A 14,807-nucleotide genomic window follows, 5' to 3' on the forward strand; every position below is an offset into this window, starting at 1 on the left:
AATTAATTTTATAAACTAATTAATGAACTATGTCCTATAGCTATTGCAGTCACAAGCATTCCTAAAATTAGAAATGGTTGTGCACTCGCTTGGTATTTAACATCAAATTTTAATGGATCACGTAATAGCCATATATCTTGAAATGTGATTTGAGGAATTATTAGCAAAATCAAAATGACAGATGCAAAATGTTGTCCTATCGCTATCAAAACTACTACCATCGCCAGCTGAAAGATATCTATCATTCCTGCGCTGATACGACTTGCATTTTTAATACCAAAAACAACAGGAAGTGATTCAAGACCAAGGCTTTTATCCCCTTCCACGCTTTTAAAATCATTTATCACAGCAATTCCTAAGCCTGACAAGCTATAGGCAAGAGTAAGCAGAGCAGTTGTCCACGTCAAATGTCCAAATAGAGCCTGTCCAGCCCACCAAGGAAGAGCTATATAGCTTGCACCTAGTGCATAATTCCCAAGCCAACCATTTTGTTTAAGTTTTAAAGGTGGTGCTGAGTAAATAAAACTTACAAATGAACCTCCTAATGCCAAAAGAAGTACGGAAGGAATTGTGTGATGTGCCCATAAATCTAATAAATAGGCAACTCCAAGACCGGCAATTAATAAAACCCAAATTTGACATTTTACTTGAAAAAGTGAAATTGCTCCTGAAGGTATTGGTCTATTAGGTTCATTTATTGCATCAATTTCTCTATCAAAGTAATCATTTATTGTTTGGGTATACCCAGTTAAGAGTGGCCCGCTCATAAACATGCAACTTATCGAAGCAAGAATGTTGCTTAATTCCCAGTGATAATTACCACTGGCAGCTGCTCCACAAATCACTCCCCATAACAACGGAATCCATGTGATGGGCTTCATTAATTGCAAACGAAGCTTCCAAATGTTTGTTGTTTCAGAACCTCCTTTTATCCCAAGGAGTTGCCTAGCATCGCTCACTTTGTAATCTCAGGGTTAAGAAACTTCATCTTCGAAGAACCAATGTTTGCTTCCATCATTCATTTTAATTACCACTCCAATGCCACCTATACCATCAGTCATCTTGTAATCGACTACAGTACCTTTTGGATCTTCAGATAGTTGGTTGATCAAATAAGAAGGTATGCGATCTCTTACACGTTCAATATTGATCTTGATTTTTGAACCTATCCTTGCAAGGGAGGTTGGCTTAGCCATGGCATCAAAATGCTTAAGTTTGGGCAACCATAACAGTTCCCCTGTTTAAAAATCATGGTTGCTTTAAGATTGATCCCTTGTCTTGATGTTTCAAATGGAAGGGTAGTAAAGGGGGTTAACTTTGTTGGATTGCGTGATGCAGGTGATCCAGTTGAGCTGGGATGTAGATACAGCAAGGCTGGAGCTGATGAATTGGTCTTCCTAGACATAACAGCCACTCACGAGAAAAGATCAACTTTGGTTGATATGGTTAGACGAACATCCGAGGCTGTAACCATTCCTTTCACTGTTGGAGGTGGGATAAGTTCTATTAATGGAATAAATGAATTGTTACGAGCAGGAGCTGACAAAGTAAGTTTAAATTCCAGTGCTGTTAAAGACCCTTCGTTGATTTCTCAAGGGGCGAATCGTTTTGGATCTCAATGTATTGTGGTCGCAATAGATGCAAAAAAGAACAAGAATATTCCTAATAAGTGGGACGTTTATGTGCGTGGTGGTCGTAATAATACCGGTTTGGATGCGATTGAATGGGCAGAAAAAGTATTTGAGCTAGGAGCAGGAGAAATCCTATTAACTTCCATGGACGGTGACGGAACTCAAAATGGGTATGACATCGAACTAACTAAATCTATTTCTGAAAAGGTTTCAATTCCTGTAATAGCTTCAGGAGGAGCTGGTTGCTTGAGACACATTAAAGAGGCTTTTACTCTTGGAAAATCATCAGCTGCTCTTTTAGCTTCCTTGTTACATGATGGAAAATTAACTATCAGCGAAATAAAAGAATATCTAATTAAGGAAAATTTACCTATTAGACCAATTGAATGATAAATTTTTTCATCAAAAAATGTAAAATAAATTTTTTCCGCATTAAGATTTTATTTGACTAGAGTATTTTTTTTGTATTTATATGAGGCCTGGTAATGCTAAAGCTATAGAGGAAATGTTTAATTCGATTTCTTCAAAATATGACTTTTTAAATGATATTTTTAGCTTTGGATTACATAGGCTTTGGAAAAGAAAATTATTGGATATCCTTAATCCGAGTTTTGGAGAAAAATGGATAGATATTTGTTGTGGAACGGGAGACATGTCAATACTATTGGCTAAATATATGAAGAGCTCTGAAAATATTACTGGATTAGATTCAGCTTCTCAAGCATTATTAGTTGCGAGAGAAAGATCTAAACAAAAATATTCTTCAATTGATTGGATAAATGGTGATGCTCTGGGGACTAATCTCAAATCACATCAATTTGATGGCCTTTTAATGGCCTATGGTTTAAGGAATCTTTCCAGTTCTTATGAAGGTCTTAGAGAGGCTTTTAGAATTTTGAAACCTGGCGGAAGAGCCGGTATTTTAGATTTTAGATCTTTTGAAGGACCTTCTATTCAAGGGCTATTCCAAAAAATTTATTTAAGTTTTTATGTTGTTCCAATTTCATCTCTTTTCGGTTTGGGAAAAGAATATTCATATATAAAAAAAAGCTTAGTTAACTTCCCTTCAGGCGAAAAACAAATTCATTTAGCACACTCAGTGGGCTTCAAAAAAGCAAAATACCAAACATTAGCAAAGGGACAAATGGGGATTTTATTACTTGAAGCCTAAATCAAAATCGTTCAATTTATTCTCAATTCTTTTCTTCTACAAAAACTACATTTACCCCATAATTTAACTTCTCCCTTGGGAGAAGGCACTTTGCAAAAAGGACAATTGGTAATTCCGTTCTTATGCATTCTACTTGGGTGCTTTTCCCATATTTCTTTTTCACTTTCTCTAGGAACTATATCATTAGGATAATATTGTCTAATCCGAATTTCTTTTATTTGATATCCATATGATTTTAAAGACTCAATTAATTCTAAACGGTTGTACTGGAGCGCCTGTCTCCACCCTGGATGACTTGCTCCAATCGTTAAAACTTTATTTTGTATATTAATTGGTGTGCAATTTAGTGCGAGTTGCTCCCCAGCTATTTTTACCCAATCTTGAATAAGTCCCCCGACATTCCCTTTCCATGAAGACTTGATTTCTTCCAAGCATTTATAAACTGACTGCTCTCTTTTCGCTTTTGTTTTATGCTTGAAGTCTTCTAAAATCAATTTTAATTAGACACTATTGGTAAGTTAGTGCTTAAATCTAGCTAATATTTTTTAGATTGCATAAAAGATCCTTATGGGATTATTTGATCGGTTAAGCCGCTTGATAAGGGCAAATCTAAATGCTTTTGTCAGTGATGCAGAAGATCCAATAAAAATACTTGATCAGTCTGTTGCTGATATGCAAGACGACTTGGTGAAGCTTCGTCAAGCGGTCGCCATGGCTATTGCAAGTCAAAAAAGATTAGAGAATCAGGCGAATCAAGCAAAAGAGCAAATAAAAAATTGGTTCACCAGAGCTGAATTAGCCTTGAAAAAGGGAGAGGATGATCTGGCTAGAGAGGCATTAAGTAGAAAAAAAACTTTTCAAGAAACTTATGAATCTTTATCAACTCAATTTCAAACACAAAATGGTCAAGTTGAAAAATTAAAGAAAAGTCTTTTGTTATTAGAAAGAAAGATTGCTGAGTCTCGAACTAAAAAAGATATGCTTAAAGCAAGAGCTCAGGCAGCCAAAGCTCAGCAACAAATTCAAAGTGCAGTTGGTGATTTAGGGAGTAAGTCTGCCATGGCTGCTTTTGAAAGAATGGAAGATAAGGTAGAGGCATTGGAAGCTTCTGGGCAAGCAGCATTAGAGTTGGCTGGAGAAGATCTAGAAACTAAGTTCGCGGCATTAGAAGGAGTTGATGATATAGAGAAAGAATTAGAGACATTGAGGACTCAGTTGAAATCGGGAGTTGAGGCAATAGCATTGCCTCCTTCTGATTTAGATGTCAATGAAGTAAAGGCAGTAGAGATCAAAGAAGTTGAAGTTGAATTAGAGGAGATGAAAAAGTCAATAGATAATTCTTGAGTTTTTAAGAACACATTATGTTTGAAATATGAATAATCAAAAATTCGATAGAGGAGTTGGGTTGATCTATAGATATTACAAATTAAATCATTCCTCTCAAGGCTCTTGGAGATTAATGCTGAAAAATATTTGTCCTAGTACAGAAATTGAGCTATCAAATTGGATTGCAGAGAAACCAGTGAAAAAAAATCAGCCAATAGCTATATTCTCTTCTTGCCAAAAATTTGGTAAAGGTCAAGCTGGTCGAATTTGGCATGCACCAAAAGGAGGGGTTTGGGTCAGTGCGGCTATTAAGAAGGAGGGTTCGGGTGAAAATAATTCTCAGCTTTATGGGTTAGCTGTTGCATTGGCTTTGGTTGAAAGAATTGAACGGATAGGAGTTAAGGTGAATATAAAATGGCCAAATGATCTATTAGTTGATGGCCAAAAATTAGCTGGAATCTTACCTAGATTATTTTTTAGAGGAGGAAAACTTAGATTATTAAGAGTGGGAGTAGGTTTAAACGTTTTTAATAAAGTTCCTAAAGAGGGGATATCACTAAAACAGATTATTGGAGGTAAAAAGATGAATGTAAATTTTTGGTCTTCAGAAGTTTTACTTGCAATAGAAAGATCTTTAGATCTTTTAGATAATAAAAATTTTCTTTGCAGTCAAATTGAACAAAGATTGTGGTCAAGAAAATATATTGATAAAGAAACTGGGCTGAAATGGGATATCAAAGGTATAGATTCCAGTGGAAGATTGATTCTTATGAAAGAAGATAAAGTGAAAGTCTTGTCTGCTTAGGCATGATTTTCTTAGTTAATTATTAGTAATCTCTGTTACTTTGCCATCTCTAAACCTAGCTATTTTTTTTGCTCTTTGAGCAACATTATCTTCATGCGTAACTAAGACAATTGTGATTCCTTGATTATGAAGTTGGTCAAAAAGATTTAAAACATCTTCAGTAGTTTTGGAATCAAGAGCACCCGTTGGCTCGTCAGCTAATAATAGGGATGGTTGATTGATTATTGCCCTTGCTATAGCAACTCTTTGTTGTTGTCCTCCCGATAATTGATTAGGAAGATTGGTCATCCTGTTCCCAAGCCCTACTCGGTTAAGGGCCTCTTCAGCGCGCTTCTCCCTCTCTACAGAGGGGACGCATGCATAAATCATTGGAAGCATTACATTTTCAAGTGCTGAAACTTCTTGAAGTAGATGAAATTGCTGAAAAACAAAACCCAGCTCTTTGTTTCTAATATCTGCCAACAAGTCATCATCAAGCTTTTCTACTGCAGTTCCATTTAATTCATATGTTCCATTACTAGGACGATCAAGGCATCCAAGTATATTCATTGCGGTGCTTTTACCAGATCCACTTGCACCCATCACGGCAAGGTAATCTCCCTGGAAAACTTCAAGGTTGAGTTCGTCAAGAGCTTTCACTTTGACTGAGCCTGCCCCGTAAAATTTATTTACATTCGTAAGTCGCGCTACAGATTTTTTCAATGATTTTAATTGGTTAACCAATTGAAGTTTTACTTGCAAGCGTAATAGCTTCACGAAGTAATGGAGTTCCGTTTACCGCATCATCAGCAAAGTCAAAGAGAGGGTTTGAGATGATTCCACCAATAGCAGTTACGAGAACACAAAAAATTAAAGCCACTTTGAGAGAGGACATCCCTGGGATTGACCATTCTATTGATGGATATGCTTTGACAACATCTGAAGCTTGCTTTGGTTCTGTTACAACCATCATTTTTATAACTGATATGTAATAGTAAATTGAAATAACAGAAGTAACTAGGCCAACACTTACTAGTAAGTATTGGCCATCAGCCCATCCTGCAAAAAATAAATAAATTTTCCCAAAAAATCCCAACATTGGAGGAATGCCTCCCAATGAAAGAAGGCATAAACTTAATCCCAAGGTGATTAATGGATCTTTTTGATATAGACCTGCATAATCTGATATTTGATCGCTTCCTGTTCTGATTGAGAAAAGGATTATGCATGCAAAAGCACCAAGATTCATAAACAAATAAGCTGCCATATATAGAACCATCGCTGCAAAACCATCTTCAGTTCCGCAAACCAATCCAATCATTACAAAGCCAGCTTGTCCAATTGAGCTATAAGCCAGCATCCTTTTCATGGATGTTTGAGCTAAAGCTACAACGTTGCCCAGCGACATACTGAGAATAGCTAAAACAGTAAATAGCAATTTCCACTGTGTGTCAAAAGCGCCGAAACACCCGACTAGAATTCTTATTGAAAGTGCAAAACCTGCTGCTTTGGATCCGACTGATAAAAATGCAACTACTGGGGTAGGAGAACCTTCATAAACATCAGGTGTCCATTGATGAAATGGAACTGCTGCAATTTTAAAAGCTACTGTAGATAATACGAAAACCAGCGCTAATGCAGATAAAGGTGTTGGAGCACTTAATAAGGTTATTCCTATTTCTTTTAAATTTGTAGATCCACTTATTCCATAAAGTAGGGATGCTCCATAAAGAAATACAGCGGCTGCAGCCGACCCAACTAACAAGTATTTCAAAGCTGCTTCGGAACTTCTTGAGTCTCTTTTGAGATATCCAGAAAGTAAGTAGCTAGCAACGGAAAGTGTTTCAAGTGAGACAAAAACACTTACCAAATCAGTTGAACCACATAGAAGCATTGCACCAAGAGTGGCAGCTAATAATATTGCTGCAAATTCTCCAATAGGACTTCCATTCTGTTCAGCATATCTCCAACTTATTAGCAGAGAAATAAGAGTTGATAGAGCTATAACCCCTCTAAATGCAATGGCAAGATTGTCTGCAATAAAAGCACCTAAGAAAGATTCTTGAATTTCTCCATTCCATTGCATTGTCAGCAAAATCAAAGCAGTACCAAGACCTGCATAACAAATTGGAGGAGACCAGCGGGCTGATATCTTTTCACCAGCCAAATCAACCAAAAGCGTCCCTAGCATTGCCAGTAGAACTGCTGATTCTGGTAGCACCGCTTTGGCATTTAAAGAGAGATTTAAAAGCTCAACAGGCTCATTTATGAATATTTGAAAAGACAAAAGTTCTCCCATTTATGTATTGTTTTTAAGCTGCATCTGATTTCATAACTCTAGCGAAGTTATGAAATATGCCTTTTTTATCATTTTGGGCTATGCATTTTACTATTCAATACGTTAGATAAGAGGGAGGAAAATTGAGCTGATGTCCACTGACCATACTCTGGTAATTGTTGAAAGTCCCACAAAGGCAAAAACTATTAAAGGGTTTTTGCCTAAGGATTTCCAAGTTCTTGCGTCAATGGGGCATATAAGAGACTTGCCTAATAATGCCTCTGAGATCCCTGCAAAGCATAAAGGAGAAAAATGGGCAACGATTGGAGTTAATACAACTGCTGATTTTGATCCTTTGTACGTGGTTCCCAAAGATAAGAAAAAAATTGTCAAGGAATTAAAACAATCTTTGAAGGGTGCTAGTGAATTGTTGCTTGCGACTGATGAAGACAGAGAAGGTGAGAGTATAAGCTGGCATTTAATGAATGTACTTGACCCCAAAATCCCTGTGAAGAGGATGGTCTTTCATGAGATAACCAAAGAAGCTATTTCCAAAGCGCTATCTAAAACAAGAGAAATTGATATGGAATTAGTTCATGCCCAAGAGACAAGGAGGATTTTAGACAGATTAGTTGGTTATACTTTGTCTCCTCTTCTATGGAAGAAAGTTTCTTGGGGTTTATCTGCTGGAAGAGTCCAATCAGTTGCAGTAAGATTGCTTGTTCTGAGAGAGAGAGCTAGGAGATCTTTCAAAAGTGGAAGTTATTGGGACTTAAAGGCAAAATTAGAAAAAGAAGGTAGTGAATTCGAGGTGAAAATGACCTCAATTGGGGGGCAAAGAATTGCTATTGGTAGTGATTTTGATGAGTCAACTGGATTATTGAAATCTGGTCGCAATGTCAAATTACTCAAGGAAGATGAATCTAAGATACTTGCTAAAAAATTAACTACTGATACTTGGAAAGTTATTAATGTTGAGGAAAAACCGTCAATCCGTAAACCAGTTCCTCCTTTTACAACAAGCACATTACAACAAGAAGCTAATAGAAAACTTCGATTATCAGCTAGGGAGACTATGAGATGTGCCCAGGGTTTGTATGAAAGAGGTTTTATTACATATATGAGAACAGATTCTGTTCATTTATCCGATCAAGCAATTAGTGCCTCACGAAATTGTGTTGAATCAAAATATGGGGCTGAATATTTGAGTAAAAAGCCTCGCCAATTTTCCAACAAGACCAGAAATGCTCAAGAAGCCCATGAGGCAATTCGTCCCTCTGGTGAGAGCTTTAAAACACCCAAAGAGTCCAACTTGCAAGGGAGGGACCTTTCTTTATATGAACTTATTTGGAAAAGAACAGTTGCCAGTCAAATGGCCGATGCAAGGTTGACAATGCTTGGAGTGGAATTACAAGCATCTGATGTAACTTTCCGGGCTAGTGGTAAACGAATAGACTTCCCTGGCTTTTTTAGAGCTTATGTTGAAGGTACTGATGATCCTGATAGTGCACTTGAAGGACAAGAAGTGCTTTTGCCTAAATTAGCTGTAGGAGATTCTCCATCAGTTAATGATGTAGAGGCGTTGGGGCATCAGACCCAGCCTCCAGCTAGATATAGCGAAGCTTCATTAGTCAAAACACTAGAGAAAGAAGGTATAGGTCGTCCGTCAACATATGCAAGCATTATTGGAACAATCGTAGATCGAGGTTATTCAGTTCTAAATAACAATTCTTTGACTCCAAGTTTTACAGCATTTGCTGTGACGGCACTTCTTGAGGAACATTTTCCTGATCTTGTAGATACCAGTTTTACAGCTCGAATGGAATCTACACTTGATGAGATATCAACCGGGAAAGTGAGTTGGCTCCCATACCTTAAGGGCTTTTATAAAGGTGATACTGGCCTAGAGAATCAAGTTCAACAAAGAGAAGGAGATATAGATGGAGGGGAATTCCGAGCTGTCTCTTTGGAAGGACTTTCGTCTCTTGTTAGGTTGGGCAAATTTGGAACATATTTGGAATCAAAGCAACTTGGTGAAAATGGTAAGCCCATAACAGCTACTCTCCCACAGGAAATTACTCCCGCAGATTTGGACGAGGATATCGCAGAGATGATTTTAAAACAAAAAGCTGAGGGGCCTGAATCTCTAGGCGTTGATCCTGATAGTGGACAGAACTTATATCTATTAAATGGTAGATATGGTCATTTTATTCAACGAGGTTTAGTAGTCGAATTGAAGGATCTTGGGATTCCAAAAGGCAAGAAAAAGCTAGGAAATCTTCGCTTGTTTAAAAGTAGTCAATATGGACTCTATTTAAAGCAGGATTCATCAAAGGTTCAGCTTCTGTTGCCAGAGAATGTAAAAGAGGAAGAAATAGATGTAGAAAATGCGCTTGAATATCTAGATGATAAATCATTAAAAAAGGCGCCAAATCCAAAAAGGACCTCATTACCAAAGAATATAAAACCAGAGAATTTGACTTTTGAGCAGGCTCTCGGATTAATTCAACTACCACGTCTACTTGGAGAGCATCCAGAAGGAGGAAGAGTTCAATCAAGTTTGGGTCGATTTGGTCCCTATGTGGTTTGGAGCAAAAATGGTGGTGAGAAAGATTATCGGTCAATTAAGGGCGAAGATGACGTACTTCAAGTAAGCCTAGAAAGAGCGCTTGAGCTTTTATCTATCCCCAAGCGAGGGAGAGGGGGAAGAACTGCTTTGAAAGAACTTGGTATCCCAGAAGGAGAAAAAGAAACCATCCAATTATTTAATGGTCCATATGGTTTATATGTTAAACAGGGCAAAGTAAATGCTTCTCTACCCGAGGGCAAAAGTGCAGAAGATATCTCTATCGAGGAGGCTATTCAATTATTAGAAGCAAAGAAATCAAGCAAAAAGACTACAACTAAGAAAAAAAATTCTACGAAAAAGACAACAAAGTCATCTAAGAAAGATTTGGATTCATCATCATCCAAAAAAATTAGTGCTCGAAAAGCGCCTTCTACAACCAAAACAGGACGTTTACGAGCAAGTAAAGTCAGGGTAATTAAAACAAAATAAATTTTGAATATTTCAAGATTAGTTGAGAAAATATTTATTAGATTATTTCTAATAGTTACTCTTCTTCCACTTCAATCATGTTCAAACACTTTAATTGGTGAAAAGTTGGAAAATAGTTTTGATACCATTGAGGATCCAAAAACTTTAGTAAAAACTATTAATAAGCCACAAAAACTTAATAAAAAAACAAAAATCAAATCAAGAATAAAAGAAGATAAGAAAGACAATGAAAATGATTTTGTGAATATTATCAAAGAAAATTCAATATCTAATAAAGATAGACTTAATCAACAAAAATCAAGCAAATCAATAAAGAAGAAAATTTATAATCCACAGCCGTACAGAATTATTTTAAGATTAGCAGGTGCAGATCCCTCTGCACCTGCTGAGACGGTTACTCAGACTCTAAGAAAAGCTGGAGTTCAATTTGAAGTGGAAAAGATCGAACGTTTTGATGAGGACAATTTTGCAAAGGAAACATCTTTAAAAAGAAAATAATTTTGATTTTGGATAATAAAAACTTTTTTAAAAGTAGATCTCTGTACAAAGCTCCTCTCAGTAAGAGACAAGCATTAAAAATTGTTGAGTCTTCTTATCTTGCGGCTTTTACAGCTTTGGTTTGGATAGCTCTTTATTATTTGCCCATTGGTGGAGCTGTTTTTCGTCTTGCTTTACCATTGCCATTGGCTCTTCTTCAAATACGAAGAGGTGTCAAAACTGGTATTGAGGGAGTGACAATATGCGTAATGTTATTAACTACCCTGATGGGTCCGCTAAGAGGACCTTTAGTTCTTTTTCCATATGGATTACTTTCCTTATGGTTAGGATATAGTTGGAAAAAGGGATGGAATTGGTGGCTAAGTTGGAGTGTTGGAGTCTCAATCGGAACAATGGGTTTTCTAGTTAGGGTATTCGCCTTATCTGTGTTGGTTGGTGAGAATTTGTGGGTTATTCTTACTCGTGCTGGAGCAGGATTGCTTGAAAAAGGAATAGATATTTTCAATCTTTCTTTTACTCCAGGTATGAGACTGGTTCAAGTAGTTGCACTATGTCTAATAATAACTCAAGAAATCGTTTACGTTCTTTGCCTTCATGCTTTGGCTTATTGGATTTTCCCTAGGCTCAAATCATCAATACCAGAACCACCCGCTTTGCTAGGAAACTTTATTTCTCTCGAATCCAATTGATTAAAAATGACAGGAGACAGCTATGTTTTGTTGCCGTCAGGCGTATTGGCTTTTGGAGAAGGCCTACAAGAGCAAAATGTTGACGGACGAGTTCAAAGGTGGCAAGAAAATATTACGAATACGGCGTTCTTTTTAATTCTTGCTGGATCTCAAACAGCGGAGATTGAGGGGATTTCTGCTGCTGGTTCCTCTGCGGTCTCTAGACGTTATACAGCAGTTGCAGATGCTGAACTTTTATTGAAAGGACCTAATCTTCCAAAAAGATGGCCTTTGCCTCCTTTGCCTGCAGGCGTTTCTCCTGCATTGATTAGTTATGTGGCCTCAAGGTTCTTGAAAATTAAACCAATAATCATATCTGCTGGACTGCTACAAACCCCTCCCTTCCCTCACATTTCTCTAGAATCACCCAAACTAGGCCCCGCTAGATGTTTGAGCTCAGGGAATGCAATGGAAAGAACCAGGGTTAATCTTTTGCTAGAAGCTGGTTTTAAGATAGGTAAGAACTTAAAAACATCTCTTTTGATCACGGAATGTGTCCCAGGAGGGACATCTACTGCTTTTGCAGTTCTCTCTGGATTAGGTATAAGTGTTGATGGTCTCATAAGCGGAAGTCATAGAAATCCACCTTCAGAATTAAAAACAAAATTAGTTAAACAAGGACTTAAAGCCGCAAAATTAAAGAAGAATCCATCTTCTGTTGATCTAATGTCTGCTGTTGGTGATCCATTTCAGCCAATTGCAGTTGGTCTTTTAATGGGAGCTAAAGAATCTCGCCAGGAGATTTTATTAGGAGGAGGTTGTCAAATGTTGGCAGTATTGGCTTTGGCACTAAATGAAATTGAACTTGAATCACGCTCTGAATTTGTTGGTAAAATTTTAATAGGAACCACATCATGGTTAGTTGATGAATCACTTTCCTCTGGTGAAAATAGAAATTCTTTTATTCATTTAATGAATCATGTCGCCAATCATTTCAAAGTAAATGTCCTAGGTCTTGCTAGTGGTTATAGATTTAAGGAGAGTAATCAAAAGGTTCTTCGAGATTATGAGATTGGTTACGTCAAAGAGGGTGTTGGTGCTGGTGCATTATCTTTACTCGCTCAAATTAAGGGCTTGACTCAGAAAGAAATGATTGAAAGATGTGATATGGAGGTTGGTAATTTATTTAGGTCAAATAATGAAAAAACTTGTGAAGGGATCTAAGTAATATGAATACTGATACATTTGCAAGGAGAGAGTTTATCAAATATGGATTAATTTCTTCATTGTTTTTATTATCTGGGTGCGCAACTTCAGAAAAGAAACTAGCTTTGAGAGGAGTCCCTAACAGTTTCCCTAGTGAATTTTTTAATAGTTTATCTACAAATTGGGAATTCTTACCTATAAAAGATATCGAGTTAAAGAAATTTTCCTATAACTCTACTTTTCAAGAAAAAACAGATTTATTAGTCTTAAATGATGGTTGGATTTCTGATTTATCTATTAATTCACTTCAAGAAATTAAAGCAAATAGCATTAGAAATAATTTCAGCAAGCAGACTAGTTCTTTTCTCGATGGGTTAGGCGAGGATTATAAAAAAAAGCTTTTACCTTTAGCCGTTAGTCCTTGGGTGATACTTTTTAGAAATGAAGATTCTCTGGCTCTAAAGAATAAGAATTCTTGGGAAGTTATCTTTTCGAGTTCACTTGCAAATCAAATAGTTTTTCCTAATAGTCCTTATCTTCTGATTTCGATAGCACATAAATTAGATTTAGTTAATGATTTCTCAAAAATCAAGAGTCAAGCCAAGTCATTTGACGATAGGAATGCATTGAACTGGGTTACTTCAGGTAGAGCTAATGCAGCAGTTTTACCTTTATCTAGCTGTGTTGATAGCCTTACTAAAGATCCACGCTTGTCCGTTTTATTACCCAAGGAAGGAAGTCCACTTAATTGGACAGTACTTGCTTCACCTTCTCAGTCTACTGCGTATTTCCCTACTGATTGGTTTGATTCTTTATGGGGCGCTACTTATTTGAGTCGTGTCATTAGGAAAGGCTTTTTGCCAACAACAGATTTATCAGACTTAAGGAGAAAAAATATAAATGTTCCCCAGAAGTATCAATCTATCTTTCTTCCAGAAGAAAGTGTTTGGAATAAATGTTGGTCATTGCCAATACTAAGTTTTGAGATGAAAAAAGATTTGGCTTTACATTGGAATAATTCATAACCAAACTAAATTTGAAATTCAAAAACTTTTCAAAGACATTTCTAATTACCATAACTAGCATTCTAAAAGTTGTAAGCCAAATAATGTTTACTGGTTTAATTCAGGCTATTGGTACTATCAAGAAAAAGAACTTAGGGGTAGTTGTAGATGGATGTATGCCTTTTTCCCCTCTAAAACTTGGAGATAGTATTTCTGTTGATGGGGTTTGTCTAACAGTTTCTGAATTGATGAATGATTCTTTTACCGCAGATATAAGTGAAGAGACTCTCAAGAGAACAAATCTTGCAGAAAAAGCTCTGAAAAATGGTTATGTAAATCTTGAGCCAGCATTGCGTCTTTCTGACCGGTTAGGTGGACATATTGTTAGTGGACATATAGATGGGTTGGGTGAAGTTGTTTCAATTAAAAATCTAAAAAATTCTTGGAATTTGAGGGTATCTTGGGACGATTTAAATTTCTGCAAATATATATGCGATAAGGCTAGTATTAGTTTAAATGGAATAAGTCTAACTATTGCAGAGATATATTTTGATGGTTGTGAATTTTCATTAGCCGTAATACCTCACACGTGGTCAAATACATGCTTACAGTTTTTGAAAATTGGCGAAAAGGTTAATTTGGAAGTCGACTTGATGGCTAAGTACGCAGAAAAACTTCTAAAAGTGAATAACAATAACTCCGTTTCAAAACAAAACCCAACTGTTAACGCTCAGTGGCTTTCGGAGCAAGGTTGGAATTAGTAAGCTTTATTCTATTGCTTTGCGCGATTTATTATTTCTTGAGTGGTAACAAACTTATCGCTCCAGACTCTTTTCTTACATCAATACGAAATTCCTGCCCTGGTTCAAGACCTAGTTTTTTAGTATAGGCATGTCCGATAAGAAGATTGCCATTGCCATGAACTTTAGTCCGGAATTCCGCTTGTCTACCTCTTGAAGATCTATTTCCTGCTCTCCCAGGACCATTCGAGCGAAGTTTATAACCTTTAGCTTCGACTAGAGCACGGTAAAAACTTTTACGTAAAACTCTCCCGCTAGGCCCCACGTAACCACATCCTTTAGCTATTTCGTCTTCTGGACGGTTACTCAAAGATCTTGCTTTGTCTAGGAGTTCTTTTCCAACAAGCATTTCAGACTGTTTTTAATTAACATAATTCTGACCA

General features: G+C 36.8%; 16 protein-coding genes. 10 read left to right on the forward strand and 6 right to left on the reverse strand.

Annotated features, from left to right (window positions below):
* Positions 1-8 precede the first annotated feature (8 nt).
* Both chlG and SIB53_RS06280 read right to left on the reverse strand, forming a co-directional pair.
* On the reverse strand, positions 9-959 hold the full coding sequence (chlG, locus tag SIB53_RS06275) for a chlorophyll synthase ChlG (protein WP_413677410.1): 951 nt from the start codon (positions 957-959) through the stop codon (positions 9-11).
* A 15-nt stretch (positions 960-974) separates the two neighbouring features.
* A complete protein-coding gene (locus tag SIB53_RS06280; protein ID WP_413677411.1) occupies positions 975-1,196 on the reverse strand; it encodes a DUF2862 domain-containing protein in 222 nt (73 codons plus the stop codon).
* 54 nt (positions 1,197-1,250) lie between these two features.
* On the opposite strand from SIB53_RS06280, the gene hisF reads away from it, so the two are divergent.
* The gene (gene hisF, locus SIB53_RS06285; RefSeq protein WP_413677412.1) at positions 1,251-2,021 is read left to right on the forward strand and encodes an imidazole glycerol phosphate synthase subunit HisF; all 771 of its coding nucleotides are present in this window, start codon (positions 1,251-1,253) and stop codon (positions 2,019-2,021) included.
* 82 nt (positions 2,022-2,103) lie between these two features.
* The gene (ubiE, locus tag SIB53_RS06290; protein WP_413677413.1) at positions 2,104-2,802 is read left to right on the forward strand and encodes a bifunctional demethylmenaquinone methyltransferase/2-methoxy-6-polyprenyl-1,4-benzoquinol methylase UbiE; all 699 of its coding nucleotides are present in this window, start codon (positions 2,104-2,106) and stop codon (positions 2,800-2,802) included.
* Between the two features lie 11 nt (positions 2,803-2,813).
* Here ubiE and SIB53_RS06295 read toward each other — a convergent pair whose 3' ends face one another.
* The gene (locus tag SIB53_RS06295; protein WP_413677414.1) at positions 2,814-3,296 is read right to left on the reverse strand and encodes a DUF721 domain-containing protein; all 483 of its coding nucleotides are present in this window, start codon (positions 3,294-3,296) and stop codon (positions 2,814-2,816) included.
* A gap of 73 nt (positions 3,297-3,369) precedes the next feature.
* On the opposite strand from SIB53_RS06295, the gene SIB53_RS06300 reads away from it, so the two are divergent.
* Positions 3,370-4,146: a PspA/IM30 family protein gene (locus SIB53_RS06300; RefSeq protein ID WP_413677415.1), complete on the forward strand. Its 777-nt coding sequence runs from the start codon at positions 3,370-3,372 to the stop codon at positions 4,144-4,146.
* A 28-nt stretch (positions 4,147-4,174) separates the two neighbouring features.
* The gene (locus SIB53_RS06305) at positions 4,175-4,933 is read left to right on the forward strand and encodes a biotin--[acetyl-CoA-carboxylase] ligase (RefSeq protein WP_413677416.1); all 759 of its coding nucleotides are present in this window, start codon (positions 4,175-4,177) and stop codon (positions 4,931-4,933) included.
* 15 nt (positions 4,934-4,948) lie between these two features.
* Here SIB53_RS06305 and SIB53_RS06310 read toward each other — a convergent pair whose 3' ends face one another.
* Together SIB53_RS06310 and SIB53_RS06315 are read right to left on the reverse strand one after the other, a co-directional pair.
* The gene (locus SIB53_RS06310; protein ID WP_413677417.1) at positions 4,949-5,635 is read right to left on the reverse strand and encodes an ABC transporter ATP-binding protein; all 687 of its coding nucleotides are present in this window, start codon (positions 5,633-5,635) and stop codon (positions 4,949-4,951) included.
* Between the two features lie 13 nt (positions 5,636-5,648).
* Entirely contained in the window at positions 5,649-7,211 is a 1,563-nt protein-coding gene (locus SIB53_RS06315) for an NAD(P)H-quinone oxidoreductase subunit N (protein ID WP_413677418.1), read from the reverse strand.
* 130 nt (positions 7,212-7,341) lie between these two features.
* Between SIB53_RS06315 and topA the strand changes: the two genes are divergently transcribed.
* The 6 genes from topA (at position 7,342) to SIB53_RS06345 (ending at position 14,385) form a co-directional block, all read left to right on the forward strand.
* Entirely contained in the window at positions 7,342-10,248 is a 2,907-nt protein-coding gene (gene topA / locus SIB53_RS06320) for a type I DNA topoisomerase (protein ID WP_413677419.1), read from the forward strand.
* Between the two features lie 3 nt (positions 10,249-10,251).
* The gene (locus SIB53_RS06325) at positions 10,252-10,746 is read left to right on the forward strand and encodes a hypothetical protein (protein WP_413677420.1); all 495 of its coding nucleotides are present in this window, start codon (positions 10,252-10,254) and stop codon (positions 10,744-10,746) included.
* A gap of 2 nt (positions 10,747-10,748) precedes the next feature.
* Positions 10,749-11,435: a DUF2232 domain-containing protein gene (locus SIB53_RS06330; RefSeq protein ID WP_413677421.1), complete on the forward strand. Its 687-nt coding sequence runs from the start codon at positions 10,749-10,751 to the stop codon at positions 11,433-11,435.
* Between the two features lie 6 nt (positions 11,436-11,441).
* Positions 11,442-12,638, forward strand: coding sequence for a nicotinate-nucleotide--dimethylbenzimidazole phosphoribosyltransferase (locus SIB53_RS06335; RefSeq protein ID WP_413677422.1), 1,197 nt, complete (start codon positions 11,442-11,444; stop codon positions 12,636-12,638).
* Positions 12,639-12,643: 5 nt separating this feature from the next.
* On the forward strand, positions 12,644-13,645 hold the full coding sequence (locus SIB53_RS06340; protein ID WP_413677423.1) for a hypothetical protein: 1,002 nt from the start codon (positions 12,644-12,646) through the stop codon (positions 13,643-13,645).
* Positions 13,646-13,728: 83 nt separating this feature from the next.
* On the forward strand, positions 13,729-14,385 hold the full coding sequence (locus tag SIB53_RS06345) for a riboflavin synthase (RefSeq protein ID WP_413677424.1): 657 nt from the start codon (positions 13,729-13,731) through the stop codon (positions 14,383-14,385).
* Positions 14,386-14,416: 31 nt separating this feature from the next.
* Here the strand turns inward: SIB53_RS06345 and SIB53_RS06350 are convergent, their stop codons facing one another.
* Positions 14,417-14,773, reverse strand: coding sequence for an AbrB family transcriptional regulator (locus tag SIB53_RS06350; RefSeq protein ID WP_158466122.1), 357 nt, complete (start codon positions 14,771-14,773; stop codon positions 14,417-14,419).
* Between the last annotated feature and the right edge of the window lie 34 nt (positions 14,774-14,807).

Source organism: Prochlorococcus sp. MIT 0916 (genome assembly GCF_047305155.1).
Taxonomy (GTDB): Bacteria; Cyanobacteriota; Cyanobacteriia; order PCC-6307; family Cyanobiaceae; genus Prochlorococcus_B.